The organism is Corynebacterium nuruki S6-4, from assembly GCF_007970465.1.
Lineage (GTDB): Bacteria > Actinomycetota > Actinomycetes > Mycobacteriales > Mycobacteriaceae > Corynebacterium > Corynebacterium nuruki.
Genome location: NZ_CP042429.1, coordinates 2,510,538 through 2,524,980, shown reverse-complemented (window position 1 = coordinate 2,524,980; position 14,443 = coordinate 2,510,538). Strand labels below are relative to the sequence as shown.

Here is a 14,443-nt window from a genome sequence, read left to right as displayed (position 1 = left end):
TATCTCCCTTTCGTGCTGGTGTGTGGACGGACGGTCGCTGTGCCACACACTGTGGACGCTGTCGCGTCCCTGCCGCTTGGCTTTAGCCTACCGCTGTCAACTCTATCGGTTACACAGGGTACAACGGCGCGGGGGTTGAGTATGTTCCACTCAAGTTTCAATTTTGTGGTGATGTGCGTCACTTTCCCGCCGGTCGGCGGTGCCTGTAGGGCCCTGATCGTGTCCGTCATCGTCGCCGTGCGCCAGCAGAGTGCCGGAAACAGCACGTCGTGGTGGAACCGGCTGATGGATGCTCTGGAACTCACCGCGTCCGATGACCATCTCAGACAGGAGGTAGGTTGGCTGTTCCTCAACGAACTCGCAGCATCACCGTTGCGGAGCCGCGAGGACAGGCACATCGTCGTGGGCCTGCCGGCACTGATCACCGAGGTCACAACCGATGGAGAACACCCGGGATCCCCACTGGGCTCGACATCATCCACCGAGGAGGACATGCCGTGAGCACACGGAAGCCCGCCGATGACGAACTTACCGAGCGCATCCGCCAGGAAGGCGCCACCCGGGTACTTGAAACCATTCAGCGCCGGCACCCGGACATCGTGAAAAAGGTCGAGCGCCGACGCAGAGAAGAGGCCGAGTGGCGGGCAGAGCACCGACACTGACCCCGGTGTCCGCGGAACCCCCGATGCGCGCGGAACGAACCGACAGGTCGATTTTCCTGTCCTCAGTGCGCACCTCGGTTCGTGAACCCGACCGCCCCGGGACACGACCGACCCCTCGGTTCGTGAACCCGACACCTGCAGGCGGCGTCCACAACCACGAGGGGAAGTACACCTAAGCGCCGGCCGCGGCCTCCCGGGCCCGGTCATCGAAACGCTTCACCTTCGCACGGTTCCCGCAGGTGGACATGGAGCACCACCGCCGCCGGTTGCCCCGTGACGTGTCGAGGAAGACCATGCCGCACCGCGGCTGGGCGCACTCCTTGATGCGTTCGGGCGCGGTCGTGGCGAAGAGATTCACCGCATCCGCCGCCAACAGACCGAGAACCTGGGAGACCGTAGCCGGCCCGTCTTCCCCGGCCACCGCAAACGACGTACCGTCCCAGGTCAGCGCGGGCACCGGCTGAGACAGGGCCAGCCGGTTCACGGTATCGAGATCCGCCGGTTCCACGTTCCCCAGTGCCAGGTCATGGACGGCCTCCCGCAGGTGGACGGCATCCGCCAGTTCGGTGTCGGTCGGCATACCGGCCGGTGCATCGAGGGTGAACCAGTCGGCCTCGTCGCCGGCACGGCTGATCCAGTCCCGCAGCCCCTCGGCGTCCGCGAGCAGGTCGCGCCGCCCCAGGACGTCGTCGTTGCGCCCACGCAGGGTGTTCACGAGGTCGAGGCTGGGGCGTCCGCCGAGAAAGAGGATCTCACTCATGCCCACCATTGTGCTCCTGTGTGCTCCTGTGCGCTTCCGACTGCACCGTCCCTGCTGCGGCACCTCAGGCAGCATCGGATACAGGGTCAGAGGCGGCGTCCGGCAAGGGCCACCCCGACGGCGACGACGACGGCGGACAGTACGGAGAACGCGACGGCGGCGGTCCCGAGCCCGGCACTGCGCTGGACGACGCCCACGAGAACGACGGGGACGGACGCCAGCAGGTAGACGAGGAAGTAGAACAGCGATACCGCGGAGACGCGTTCGGCGGCGTCCTGCGCGGCGGCGGAGACCGCGGCGACCGAGCGGGAGAGGGTCATCCCCTGCCCGATTCCGCTGACCACGGCGGCGAGAATGTAGAGCCACATCTGTCCGGTGCCGACGGCGACCGCCAGCAGCACCAGGCCCAGGATGACGGCGGACGCCCCGGTCAGGACGCCGGACCGCAGTCCGACCCGTTTCAACGCGAACTGGGCGACCGCGGAGCCCGCGAACGTGCAGGCGACGACCAGACCACTGACGGTGAAGGAGGCGTCCACCCCGATCTCCGTGAGGAACGCCGGGGTGAGCGCGGCGATGAGGCCGAAGACCCCCACGCCTGCCAGGCCGATCAGGGCGAGCCCGTAGAACGCCGGCCGGAAGCCTGCGGCACTCGGCGGGCGGAACCACCCGGTCCAGGGCACGGGTCCGGTGGTGTCCGCCCGGCGGAGCAGGACCAGCTGGACCACGAGGAGCACCAGGAGTGCGAGGTGCACCGTGAACACCACCGTCACCGGGGACGCGGCGTGGTCCGCGGCGATGCCGCCGAGCACCGGGCCGAGTCCCATGCCGGAGACGTTGCAGGCGGTGGCGGCGACCGCGGTGCGCTGCCGGTGTTCCGCGGCGGTGAGTTCCACCGCCAGGGTGGTGCCCACGCTCATGACGAAGCCGCAGGCGATGCCGGTGAAGATCCGGGCGGCCAGCAGCCAGCCGATGCCGTCGGCGACCAGGAACAGCAGGTTGCTGACGATCCCTGCGGCGGCGGCGAGGACGAGGGTGTACCGCTGCCCGACGCGGGCGGTGACGGCGTTGACCAGGACAAGTCCCACGGCGATGCCGACGGCGTACATCACGTAGATCACGGTGATGGCGCCGGTGGTGACCTCGAAGTCACGGCCGTAGATGTAGTACAGCGGCGTCGGCATGTTCGAGTGCGCCATGACGACGACCATGAGGCCGAGGACGGCGGCGACGAGCGACGCGGAGCTGCGTGGCGGCGAGGCGGGGTGCGCGTTGTTCATGGGGGTGAGAATGCCCGATGACCAACTAACCTGTCAAACAGGTTAGTCTGGTGGTGTGTCCGTTCTCCTCACACCGTGCCCGGGGCACTCAGCGTGCGGTCACCCGCCAACGCCCCCGCCACCGCCTCCGCGACCCGCCGGTTCGCCGGGAAAACCCGGGTCCGCTGCCCGGGGCGCCCGAACCCCTCCCGCACCGGGTCAGAGGTCGACGGCCCCACCAGGAACAGCCCGTCACACGCCACGCCGTCCGCCCCGACCGCACGGTTGTCCGCGTCGACGACGAACACCGAATCCGCCGCACCGGACGCCCCGGTCCCGGCGACGAGGTCCCCGTCCGCCAGCAGCCCGCGCAGCACCGGGTCCGTCACCGACGGCACCGTGACCTGCGCCAACCGGGCGTCCACCAGGTGGTCGGCGGTGACCGGGTCGCCGCCGACGACGGGACTGTCGGCGCGGAACCGTGGTCCCCCGTCGGCGTTCCGGCGGAAGCGGGTGTCCGGCCCGAGAAACCGGACCAGCCCGGCGCGGTGCAGCGCCAGAAGATTCCCGAGCCGCTCCGGCGGCGGCCCGGAGCACACGTAGGAGAACGAGCCCTCCACCCGTGCGACCAGTGCCCGGTCCTCCTCGTCGAGCAGTCCCTCGGCGAGCAGTGCGTGCAGGACGAAATAGGACGCCACGAGGGTGCTGTACAGTACGCCGTCCTGCGGGTGCCGCCGGTCGGTCGCCCGGATGAGGTTCGTCAGCGCGATCTGCTCCACCTCGCGTTCCACGGCGTGGCGACCGGGGAAGGCGAGGCCGTCGAGCGGTCGGTCGATGCGGTGCAGGTCCAGTGCGTCGTCGGTGACCGCCGACCACTGACTGTGCAGTTCGGCACTCAGCAGTCGTCGCAGGTGCCCGGGTGCCAACGTGCCGTCGGACGTCCGCGGCACCCGGTCGAGGGTCGCCGGGACCAGATGACGCAGCTCCACGGTCGGCGGCCCGTCGACCGGCTTGGACCGGTACGGCACCCCGCGTCGCGACCCGACCCACAGCACCGGCTCCCGGCCGGAGGGGACGTAGGTCGGCACGAGTTCGCGGGCCGCATCACCGGCACTGTGTCCGGTACGGTGCTCGAACCGGCCGCCGCGGCCTTCGGTGAGCATCTCCATGAGGTCGATGAAGGCGAGTCCGAATCCGCGGACGAGGACGTCCTGCCCCGCCGGGAGCCCGGAGAAGTCCTGGTCGACGGTGTAGCCGGGCGGGGTGTGCCCCTCCCCGACTGTGCCCGGGTCGCCGGGGTCGCCCGGGTCGCCGGAGTCGCCGGGGTCGACGTCGAGGTGCCCCTGGGCCAGCAGCACCACGTCGGCCCGCAGCTCCGTGCCGTCCGCCAGCCGCACCTGCCGGACACCACCGTCGGCCGGGGTGACATGCTCCGCCCGGGTGCGGTGTTCGGTGACGGTGACACCGGGGTGGGACGCCGGGTCGGTGAGTGCTGCGACGGCCCGCCCGAAGGCGTCCCGCAGGTAGCCGGCGGCCTCCCGGCGGGGGACGAAGCGGCGGCCACCGGCCCAGTCGGCGAGGCCCGGTCCGGGCACCGCGGCCGGGACACCGGGGTCACCGTCGGCGTAGACGGTGATCTCGTCGGAGGTGTTGTTCATCCACACCTCCGCCGGCTGATCGTCGCGCCAGATACGGCCGGGCCCGGCGGGGTACGGGTCGACGACGTGGATGTCGACCGCCGGACCGGCCTGGGGCGGCAGGGCCGCAAGCGCCAGGAGGATGCCGGTGGTGCGCGGCCCGGCGCCGACGATGACCAGTGTCCGGCTCATGCGCTGACCTTCGCGGCGAGGGTGAGCAGTCCGGCGGCGTCCGCGATGTGGCGGACCTCGCCGGTCGACCCGTCGTGGGACACGAACCGGTCACCGGTGATGACGATGTCACCCGGGCCGGTCGTCACCGCGGCGGCGACCGGCACGGCTTCGGGGGTGTCCACGGTGATCACGGTCGGCAGTTCACCCTGCGGGGGCCGCGGCACGATGGACGGTCCCTTGACCGACCACGGTTGTCCGACCGAGTCGGTGCCGGTGGCGTCGACGTAGTGGACCTTGTCCCGGTCGATGAAGCGGTGGGTGGCTTCGTCGCGGATCTCGGCGTCCGGTTCCCAGGAGGTCCAGAGGGCGCGGACGGCGGCAACGACATCGGGGACCTCGCCCCAGGCAGCGTCGGCGGAGGCGGCGGGACGGCGTCCGATGACGTCGGCGGCGGCGTCCGAGGTCTGGGCGACGGGCGACCACCCGGCGCGCCCGGTGGCGGCGTAGTCCAGGGTGGCGGTGGAGGTGGCGACGTGGAACGGCTCGGTGTGGGTCACGGGCACCTCGGCCACGATGCGCAGCCGGGTGGTCTGCGGGGCGAGCCAGGCGGCGAGGGGGACGGCGTTCTGGCCGGAGGTGTAGTCGTCACCGAGGACGAGCAGGTAGTTGTCGGACGCCCCGTCGAGTGCACGGGCGGCGGCGGACAGGGCATCGAGGTCGAGCGCGGCGGACGGCGAGACACGGACGACGGTGGTCATGCGGAGACCTCCTGGTTGGTGCGGGCGACGGATGGCACGGATGGCACAGCCGGCGCGGCCGGGAAAGTGCCGGGGACGTAGGCGGGCAGTCCGAGGTTGTCGCGCAGCGTGGCGTCCCCGGGGCTGGTGGGGTAGCTGGTGCGGTACACGCCACGGTCCTGCAGTTCGGGGACGACCCGGTCGACGATCTCGTCGAGCCCGCCGGGGGTGATGTGCGGGACGATGATGAAGCCGTCGGCGGCACGCTGCTGCGTCAGGTCGTCGAACTTTGCGGCGACCTGCGCCGGGGTGCCGATGAGGGTGCCGCCGCGCCCCGAGACCTCGGTGACGAGCTCACGGATGGAGAGGTTCTTCTCCTCGGCGAGCTCCCGCCAGCGTCGGGCGAGCGCACCGTAGTCCTTCTCGTGGCGGACGCGGCCGCGGGTGATGTCGGCGTTGTCGAGGTCGGGTCCGATCTCCGGCAGCGGGCCGTCGGGGTCGTAGTCGGTGAGGTCGCGGCCCCACACCTGTTCGAGGAAGGCGATCGCGCCGGGGCCGTGGACCTGGGCGTGCCGGACCTCCCGGTAGCGTTCCTGCGCCTCGGCCTCCGTGTCCCCGAGGATGACGGAGATGCCGGGGTAGATCTTCAACGATTCGGGACGCCGCCCCGCCGCCGCGAGCCGCCGGTCGATCTCGGCGCGGAAGGCCTTCCCGTCCTCGGCCTCGGTGTGGGCGGAGAAGATGACCTCGGCGTGACGTGCGGCGAAGTCGCGGCCTTCGTCGGAGTCGCCGGCCTGGAAGATCACCGGGGAGATCTGCGGGGTCTCCGGCACGGGGAAGGTGCCGTGGACGTCGACGAAGTCACTGTGCCGGGCGAAGGAGCCGTCGCCGGTGTGCCCGTCACTGCCGCTGTGGGACTCCCACAGGGTGCGGGCGAGGGAGACGACGTCGGCGGCGCGCCGGTACCGGTCGGCGCCGTCGAGGTAGCCGCCCCGCCGGAAGTTCGCCCCGGTGAAGGCGTTGTGGCTGGTGACGACGTTCCAGGCGGCGCGTCCACCGGAGACCCGGTCAAGGGTGGCGAGGGTGCGGGCCAGGTCGTAGGGCTCGTTGAAGGTCGAGTTGAAGGTGCCGGTCAGCCCGATGCGGGTGGTGACGGCGGCGAGGGCGGACAGCACGGTGGCGGTCTCGGGGCGTCCGACGACGTCCTGGTCGAAGACCTGTCCCTTGTGCTCGCGCAGCCGCAGTCCCTCGGCGAGGAAGAGGAAGTCGAACAGTCCGCGTTCGGCGGTGCGGGCGAAGTGCTCGAAGCCGGCGAATTCGATGTGGGAGCCGGATTCCGGGTCGGCCCACACGGTGGTGTTGTTGACGCCCGGGAAGTGGGCGGCGAGGTGGACCTGTCGTCTGTCGTTGGTCATGGTGTGCTCCGTTCAGTTCTGGGCGGGGATGGTGGGGAGAGTGGGGACGGCGGCGAGGAGGCCGGCGGTGACGTCGCTGCCGGGGTGGGCGAACAGGTCCCCGGCGGGCCCGTGGTCGACGACCCTGCCGGACGCCATGACCGCCACCTCGTCGGCGATGTCACGCACCACGGCGAGGTCGTGGCTGATGAAGAGGTAGGTCAGGCCGAGCTCGCCCTGCAGGTCGGTGAGCAGGTCGAGGATCCGGGCCTGTACCGAGACGTCGAGGGCGGAGACAGGTTCGTCGAGGACGAGGAGGTCGGGTTCGACGGCCAGTGCCCGGGCGATCGCGACGCGCTGGCGCTGCCCGCCGGACAGTTCCGCGGGGCGGCGGCCGGCGGCGTCCGACGGCAGGGCGACCTGGTCGAGCAGGTCGGCGACGCGTCTCCTGCGGGAGTGCCGGTCGCCGATGCCGAAGCCGACGAGGGGTTCGGCGACCGTGTCGGCGACGGTGAACCGGGGGTCGAGGGAGCCGGTGGGGTCCTGGTGGATCAGTCGGGCGCGCCGGGACAGGGCGACGGCGTCCCCGCCCCGGCGGCCCCGGATACCGCGGCCGTCGAGGTGTCGGCCGAGGACGGTGACCTCGCCGGCGTCGAAGGGTTCGATGCCCAACAGGATGCGGGCGGTGGTGGACTTGCCCGAGCCGGATTCACCGACGATGCCGAGGGTGCGGCCGGCGGTGAGGGTGAAGTCCACGCCGTCGACGGCGGGTCCGGTGGCCCGGTCGAAGATGCGGGTCAGCCCGCGGGCGGTGATGACCGGTTCCGCAGCTTCTGTCCTTTCGGACACCGGTGATGCCGCCCGGCGTGCTGCCCGGCCGGGGACCGCGGCGACGAGGTCGCGGGTGTAGTCCTCCTGCGGGGCGGTCAGCACCGTCCGAGCGGTGCCCTGTTCGATGAGGCGGCCGCCCTTGAGCACCACGATGCGGTCGGCGCGGGCGTGGGCCACACCCAGGTCGTGGGTGATCAGCAGCAGCGCCGCCCCGGTCTCCCGGACCCGACGCTCCAACAGGTCGAGGACCTGCTTCTGCACGGTGACGTCGAGGGAGGAGGTCGGTTCGTCGGCGATGACGAGGGCCGGGTCGCCGATGAGCGCCAGGGCGATGAGGACGCGCTGACGTTGCCCGCCGGACAGTTCGTGCGGGTGGCGGCGGGCGTGGAGGGTGGCGTCCAGCCCGACGGCGGTGAGGGCGTCAGCGACCTCCTGACGCACGGCGGCACATCCGGAGCGTCCGGTGCCGCCGTTCTGCCGGACCGCCTCGGCGAGCTGGCTGCCGATGGTGCGCACCGGATTGAGACCTTCGCCGGTGTCCTGCGGGATGTAGCCGATGCCGCCGCGGTACAGGCGGCGCCAGGCCGCGGGGCCGACGGTCGTGGCGTCCGTCCCGAGGATCCGGTGCTCCGCGGCGGTGACGGTGAGCCCCGCCCCGCCGAGTCCGACGGCCGCGCGGGCGGTGGTGGATTTTCCGGAGCCGGATTCGCCGACGAGGGCGACGGTCTCCCCGGCCGCCAGGGAGAGGTCGAGGTCCCGGACCGCGGTCCGGTCGCCGTAGGAGGCGGTCAGGTCGATGAGGTCGAGGACGCTGCCGGCGTGCGGCGGGTAGGGCGGGCGGTGGCCGGCGGCGTCTGCGCGCGTCCCGGTCGTGACTGTGGTTGCTGCGGTTGTCGTGGTTGCAGTGGTGGTGGTCATGATGTGCTCCTGGTGGTGAGGGTGCGGGACAGGTGGTTGACGGCGATGACGGTGACGGCGATGACGAGGCCGGGCAGGGTGGTCAGCCACCAGGCACTGGCGAGGTAGCTGCGCCCGTCGGCGACGAGCAGGCCCCATTCGGGTGTCGGCGGTGGTGCGCCGAGCCCGAGAAAGCTCAGGGCGGAGACCGACAGCAGTGCGGTGCCGAACTCCAGCACCGCCAGACCGGCGAGCGGACTCAGGGCGTGCGGCAGGATGTGGCGGGCGAGGATGCGTCCGGTGCCGACGCCCGAGAGCCGGGCGGCCTCGACGAAGGCGCTGGTGCGCCAGCGCAGCACTTCGTTGCGCGCCACCCGGACGAAGGTCGGGACGGAGGCGACACCGACGGCGACGGCGACCTTGCCGGGGCCGAAGCCGAGTCCGGCGACGACGGCGATGGACAGCAGCAGGCTGGGCACCGACTGCAGGACATCGGTGAGGCGGGACAGGAAGGAGTCGAGGGCACCGCCGACGTAGCCGGCGACGGTGCCGATGAGGCTGCCGGCGACGACGGCGACCGCGACGGCCAGTGCGGCGGTGACGACGGACTCGCGGGCGCCGTGGATGACCCGGGTCCACACGTCACGGCCCAGGTGGTCGGTGCCGAAGAGGTGGCTGAGGCTCGGCGCCTGCAGCCGGTCGAGGGGTTGTCCGACGAGCGGGTCGGCGGAGGTGAACAGGCCGGGCACCACGGCCCAGGCCAGGACGACGAGGAGGACGAGCCCGGCGAGGACGGTGCCGGGTCCGGGCCCGGTGCGGCGGCCGGTACGGGGGTTCCGGACAGGACGCCGCCGGGTCCGGGGCCCGGGCACGGTGGCGGCCGTGGCAGTCGTGGCGGTCATGCGGACACCGTCTCTTTCTGATCGGTGGAGGTACGTGTCGTCCGAGTCGTCCGTGTCGTCTGTGTCGTCCGGGTACGGGCGTCCACCACGGGCAGCAGCAGGTCGGTGACGATGTTGACGACGACGAAGATCGCCGCGGAGACGGTCACCACCCCCAGCACCACCGGAATGTCCTGAGAGGTCACGGAGGTGACGAGGAGGCGTCCCAGGCCGTTGCGGGTGAAGACGGTCTCCACGACGACGGCACCGCCGAGCAGTTGACCGGTGAGGACGCCGCCCACCGCGAGCAGCGGCCCCAGGGACGCACGCAGCGCGTGGGTGGTGAGCAGCCGGCCGGTGGTGTAACCGGCGGCGCGGAACGTGGTGATGAACTGCTGGTGCCAGCCGGCGGTGAGACTGCGCTGGAGGACCTGGCCGACGGTCGCCGCAACCGGGACGGCGAGGGTCACGGCGGGCAGGACGAGTCCGGCGGGGCCGGTGCCGCCCAGGGCCGGGACCCAGCCGAGGCGGAAGGAGAAGATCTGCAGGAGGAGCAGTCCGACCCAGAAGGTGGGCAGGGAGACGCCCAGGACCGGCAGGCCGGAGAGGAGGTCGCCGAGCCGGCGGAGCCGGGGTGACCGGCCGGTGGTCGCGGCGACGGCCGCCACGGCGGTCAGGATGCCGACGATCCCGCCGAGGACGAGGGCGGCGACCGCGAGTTCGAGGGTGGTGGGCAGGGTGTCGGCCAGGGAGGTGGTGACGGCGTCCCCGGTGAGGTAGGAGGAGCCGAGGTCACCGGTGACCAGGCCACCGAGGGCGGCGAGGTACTGGCCGGGCAGGGACCGGTCGAGGCCGTACTGGCGGCGCAGGTCGTCGATCTGCTCCGGGGTGGCGTCCGACTGTCCGGACCCGGAGAGCATGGTGGCGACCGGGTCGCCGGGCAGGGCGTAGAGGATGAGGAAGGTGAGGGTCCAGGCCGCCCAGATGATGATCACGCCGTAGAGGACGCGCAGCAGGAGGTGCCGGGCCTGATATCTGTTCAGGTAGCGGTTCACGGTCATGCTCCTTCACTGAGCCAGGTGTCGAGGAGTTGGAGACGGCTGGAGGCCTCGTAGCGGTAGCCGTGCACGTCGGGGGCGGTGGCGGAGATCCCGGAGAGTTCGACGAGGGGGATGACGTTGCCGTCGCGGACGAGGTCGGCGGTGATGTCGCCGACGGTGCGGGCCCGGGTGGCGGGGTCGGTGGTGGCGAGGCTGTCGCCCAGCAGGTCGTCGACGTGGCCGGCGGGGCGGTTGTTGACGTTGCGGCCGCCGGCGTCGAAGACGGTGCGCAGCACGTCCGGGTCGGAGCGGGTGAGGTTGTAGAACTCGACGTCGTTGGTGCGGGCCTGCTGGGCGGCGGAGGTCTCCGCCATGGTCTTCTTCTCCAGCTGCAGGTCCACGCCCACCGCCCGCAGCTGCTGCTGGACGAGTTCGAGGAACGGGGCGGTCTGCCAGTAGCCGACCGGGACGGTGAGCCGGGCCCCGTCCTTCGTGCGGAAGCCGTCGCTGTCGCGTCCGGTCCAGCCGGCCTCGTCGAGCAGCCGGTTCGCCGTGTCCGGGTCATGCCGGAGCAGATCGGACTGGTCGGTGTAGCCGGGGGTGGTGGAGCCGAGGACGGAGGTCGCGGGCTTCTGCCGTGCGGAGAGCACCGCGGTGAGTTCGTCGCGGTTGACCGCGGCGTTCACCGCCTGCCGGACGCGGGGGTCGGTGAACGGTCCCTTCTTCCAGTTGGGGAACAGTGAGTAGTTCACCCCGGGGTTGGGGCGGTCGACGATCGGGAAGCCGGACTGGTCGAGCAGTTCCTCGTCCTGGGGTTGGACGGCCGTGTCCACGTCGATCTGGCCGGAGGCGAGGCTGCCGTTGCGGACGCCGGATTCGGGGACGACGGTGAAGTCGATGCCGTCGAGGTAGGCGGGCCCCTGGTGCTGCGCCAGAGCGGACCCCCACCGGTAGTCGTCGTTGCGGACCAGGGAGGCACCGCCGGCGGGGCTGAAGTCGGTGAGGGTGAACGGCCCGGTGCCGACGAGGTCGCCGGTGCAGCGCTGCTCCGGGGTCTCCGCCAGGGTCGACGGCGCGTAGAAGCCGAGGGTCATGGTGGAGCTGGCCTGGAGGAACTGGGCGTCAGGTTCGGCGAAGCGGACGGTGACGGTGCGGGGGTCCGGGGTGTCGATGCCGGTCAGCCCGGCGAGGTAGGTCGAGCCGAGGGAGGATTTCGCCCCGAGGTCGACGATGCCCTCGAAGTTGTCCTTCACCGACTGCGAGGTGAACGGGGTGCCGTCGGTGAAGTGCACGCCGTCGCGCAGGTGGAAGGTGAAGGTGGTCGAGTCGTCGCTGACCTCCCAGCTCTCGGCGAGCCACGGGACGATCTTCCCGGTCGCCGGGTCCTGGTCGGTGAGTGAGTCGGTGAGCTGCCGGGAGACGTTGAGGGCGGTGTTGTTGCCGACCTGCTGGCCGTCGGCGCAGGTGATGTCCGCGTCGAAGGCGACGCGCAGTGTCCCGCCGCTGACCGGCGGCCCGGTGTACCCGTCGCCGCGCTGTCCCGCGGCACTGCCGCAGGCGCTGAGGGTGGTCAGGGTCGCGAGGACGCCGAGGACCAGTCCCGCGGCGGCCGCTGTCCCTGCCACACCACTTCTACTAGACCGCTCTGTCTGCATGGGTGGCACGGTAGTCGCGGCCCCGGCGCCGCCGAAGCCTTCGGATCACCCCGACCCGATCTGCGCCGCTGCGCACGGGGCGTCCCCGGTTTCGTTGTGTGCCACAATGAGAACCATGACAGAGGAGTTCACCCGCGGATCATCCCGGCACGCTGCCCACCAGCGCATCCCCGCCGCACCCGACCTCACCACACTCGAGGGCGCCTTCGCCGCCGTCGAGGACCGCACCACCTCCGTCGCCGAACGCATCGCCGCGCAGTACCGCGCCACCGCCCCCGCCCCGGCCCACGTCGACCAGCCGGTCAGTGCCGACGGCGTCACCGCCGCACCGCACCTGCCTGACGGCCGGTGGATCTACAAGGCCGTGCTGTACACCACCGGCGGGATCGTCGTCGACAGCCGGGACGCCGGCGGGTTCGACGAGGACCGCACCTCCTTCCTCACCGACCTGGGCCGCGACCTGCGCAAGGACGGCATCACCGTCGGGCACATCGCCGCCGCGGGACAGGCGGTCAGCCGCGCCCTGTGCGCCGAGTTCGACCAGCCCTGGCCCGGCCCGGACATCACCTACCAGCGGGCCGAGGAACTCGGCATCCCCGCCGGGCTCACCGAACTGCTCCAGGTCGTCGACTCCGGCGTCCGCGTCGCCGCCATCGGCTCGGCGGAGGACGATGAGGCGGGCGTCCCCGCCACCGTGACCGCCGAGGTCACCGATGTCCAGCGCCGTGGCCCGCACACCACCGTCGTGCGGCTGGCCGCCGGCCGGAAGGCGAACGGGAAGACCGGCTGGCCCGGCCAGTTCCTCGAGGTCCGCACCCCCGCCGAACCCGACCGGTGGCAGCAGCTCGCCAGCGCCCTCCCGCCGAACCTCGAGGGGTTCATCGAATTCCACCTCCCCCACCCCGTCGACGCTCCGGTGCAGGTCACCCCCGGGGAAACCTGGGTCCTGGCCAACCCGACCGGCGGTCTGGACATTCCCGCCGACGAAACCCGGGGCGTGGCTCTCCTGGCGATCGGGGCGGGCCTGGCGCCGCTGCGCTGCCTGCTGCTGGAGATCTCCGGACGCCCCTCCCATCCGCCGGTCCACCTCTACTGGGAGGCCCCGCACCGCGACGACCTGCACGAGCTCGTGGGCGTCCTGTCGCTGGCCGGCAGTTTCGACTGGCTGACCGTCACCCCGGTCGTGCGGGGTTCCGCCGACGACCCCACCGGCGAGGCCCGCACCGCCTGGCACGACACCGCCGATGCCGCCCGCTTCCACGCCTACGCCCACCCCGCCGACGAGATCATGGCCATGGGCGAACCCCTGCGCACCGGCACCGCCGTGGACGCCGTCCTCGCCGACGGCACCTGGCGCAACCGCCGGATCCTCATCGCCGGCGACGACAGTGCCGCAGGCAAGGCCGCGGTGCGGGACGCCCTGCAGGCCCTCACCGCCGCCGGTGCCGACCCGGCCGCGATCACCGCCGAGCCGTGAGGGCTGTGCCGACTGGGCCAGCCGGGCCAGCCGGGCCAGCCGGGCCAGCCGGGCCGGTCAGTTCTTCCCGAGCGGCTGCACCCCGAGATTCCGCAGGTCATCGAGGTCCACACCGCTGACCGCCAGGTCGCGGTCATGCCCGGGCAGCACCGGCAGGCCCTTCCGGACCTTCTCCACCCGGTTCGGGTCGATGTCGATGACGAGGATCTGGGCGACATAGCCGGTCTCCGCCAGGCGTGCCCCGTCCGGACCGACCGCGACCGAGTGACCGATCCCGGTGGGCCCGTCATTCTGGCCGTACCGGTCCGGCGACCCGGGACGCGCCTGGCCGGCGGCGACGAGGTAACTGGTGGTGTCCAGGGCGCGGGCCCCGGTGAGAGTGCGCCACTGTTCCAGCTTGCCCGGCCCGTCACCCCAGGATGTCGGCACGACCATGACCGTGGCCCCCGCCTTCGCCAGGGCGTAGAAATGCCCCGGGAACCGGATGTCGTAGCAGGTCGCCAGGCCGATGGTCACCCCGTCGATGTCGTAGACCACCCGCCGGTTGCCCGGCTTGACCGTGTCGGACTCCCGGTAGCCGAACGCGTCGAAGGTGTGGATCTTGTCGTAGTGGTCGGTGCCGTGCGGGCCGGTGATCAGCAGGGTGTTGCTCACCCGCCGGAAGTGGTTCGCCTCCCCCGCATTCGTCGGCGCCTCGGTCCGCAGCTCCCCCGACGGCAGCCGGTAGACCGTGTCCGCCGGGGTGAACATGCCGACGACGACGGTCACGTCGTTGTCCTGTGCCGCCTTCTTCACCCCGGTCGCGAACGGTCCGTCGAGGGGCTGGGCGATGACGTCGAGGCGTCCTGCGTCGAAGGGGAACATCGCCGCCTCGGGGAAGACCACGAGGTCGGCGCCGTGACGGGCGGCCTCACCGACGGCCCGGACGATGGCGGCGAGATTCTTCGCGACGTCGGGCACGGAGCTCATCTGGATTGCTGCGATGCGCATGGTCACCAGGGTACGGCAGGACGCAGAAGGGCACAGGTGGACACGGCTG

13 protein-coding genes are annotated in these 14,443 nt (G+C 71.7%); 3 read left to right on the top strand and 10 right to left on the bottom strand.

What is annotated here, in order from left to right; all coding sequences use genetic code 11:
* The first annotated feature begins 171 nt into the window (after positions 1-171).
* Positions 172-501, top strand: coding sequence for a hypothetical protein (locus tag FSW06_RS11210; RefSeq protein WP_139024463.1), 330 nt, complete (start codon positions 172-174; stop codon positions 499-501).
* Positions 498-662: a hypothetical protein gene (locus FSW06_RS14560; RefSeq protein WP_158005217.1), complete on the top strand. Its 165-nt coding sequence runs from the start codon at positions 498-500 to the stop codon at positions 660-662. The genes FSW06_RS11210 and FSW06_RS14560 overlap by 4 nt, the downstream gene beginning before the upstream one ends.
* 172 nt (positions 663-834) lie before the next feature.
* Here FSW06_RS14560 and FSW06_RS14805 read toward each other — a convergent pair whose 3' ends face one another.
* The 9 genes from FSW06_RS14805 to FSW06_RS11165 all read right to left on the bottom strand — a co-directional run bounded on the left by FSW06_RS14805 (position 835) and on the right by FSW06_RS11165 (position 11,897).
* Positions 835-1,422: a CGNR zinc finger domain-containing protein gene (locus FSW06_RS14805; RefSeq protein ID WP_158005218.1), complete on the bottom strand. Its 588-nt coding sequence runs from the start codon at positions 1,420-1,422 to the stop codon at positions 835-837.
* A gap of 86 nt (positions 1,423-1,508) precedes the next feature.
* Positions 1,509-2,702 (bottom strand): MFS transporter, encoded by a 1,194-nt coding sequence (locus FSW06_RS11200; protein WP_010120441.1) that lies wholly within the window; start codon positions 2,700-2,702, stop codon positions 1,509-1,511.
* 68 nt (positions 2,703-2,770) lie between these two features.
* Complete coding sequence (locus tag FSW06_RS11195) at positions 2,771-4,510, bottom strand: FAD/NAD(P)-binding protein (RefSeq protein ID WP_010120442.1); 1,740 nt, start codon at positions 4,508-4,510, stop codon at positions 2,771-2,773.
* Positions 4,507-5,250 carry an LLM class flavin-dependent oxidoreductase gene (locus tag FSW06_RS11190; protein ID WP_010120443.1) on the bottom strand — a complete coding sequence of 248 codons (744 nt, stop codon included), beginning with the start codon at positions 5,248-5,250 and terminating at the stop codon, positions 4,507-4,509. Before FSW06_RS11190 ends, FSW06_RS11195 begins: the two co-directional genes overlap by 4 nt.
* A complete protein-coding gene (locus FSW06_RS11185) occupies positions 5,247-6,644 on the bottom strand; it encodes an NtaA/DmoA family FMN-dependent monooxygenase (RefSeq protein WP_010120444.1) in 1,398 nt (465 codons plus the stop codon). The genes FSW06_RS11190 and FSW06_RS11185 overlap by 4 nt, the downstream gene beginning before the upstream one ends.
* A 12-nt stretch (positions 6,645-6,656) precedes the next feature.
* Positions 6,657-8,372: an ATP-binding cassette domain-containing protein gene (locus FSW06_RS11180; protein ID WP_010120445.1), complete on the bottom strand. Its 1,716-nt coding sequence runs from the start codon at positions 8,370-8,372 to the stop codon at positions 6,657-6,659.
* Positions 8,369-9,253 carry an ABC transporter permease gene (locus tag FSW06_RS11175; RefSeq protein WP_010120447.1) on the bottom strand — a complete coding sequence of 295 codons (885 nt, stop codon included), beginning with the start codon at positions 9,251-9,253 and terminating at the stop codon, positions 8,369-8,371. Before FSW06_RS11175 ends, FSW06_RS11180 begins: the two co-directional genes overlap by 4 nt.
* Positions 9,250-10,287 carry an ABC transporter permease gene (locus FSW06_RS11170; protein ID WP_238525955.1) on the bottom strand — a complete coding sequence of 346 codons (1,038 nt, stop codon included), beginning with the start codon at positions 10,285-10,287 and terminating at the stop codon, positions 9,250-9,252. The genes FSW06_RS11175 and FSW06_RS11170 overlap by 4 nt, the downstream gene beginning before the upstream one ends.
* 2 nt (positions 10,288-10,289) lie before the next feature.
* The gene (locus FSW06_RS11165) at positions 10,290-11,897 is read right to left on the bottom strand and encodes an ABC transporter substrate-binding protein (protein ID WP_010120451.1); all 1,608 of its coding nucleotides are present in this window, start codon (positions 11,895-11,897) and stop codon (positions 10,290-10,292) included.
* A 145-nt stretch (positions 11,898-12,042) separates the two neighbouring features.
* Between FSW06_RS11165 and FSW06_RS11160 the strand changes: the two genes are divergently transcribed.
* Positions 12,043-13,404, top strand: coding sequence for a ferredoxin reductase domain-containing protein (locus FSW06_RS11160; protein WP_010120452.1), 1,362 nt, complete (start codon positions 12,043-12,045; stop codon positions 13,402-13,404).
* 57 nt (positions 13,405-13,461) lie between these two features.
* Here FSW06_RS11160 and FSW06_RS11155 read toward each other — a convergent pair whose 3' ends face one another.
* Complete coding sequence (locus FSW06_RS11155; protein WP_010120453.1) at positions 13,462-14,394, bottom strand: carbon-nitrogen hydrolase family protein; 933 nt, start codon at positions 14,392-14,394, stop codon at positions 13,462-13,464.
* Positions 14,395-14,443: the final 49 nt, after the last annotated feature.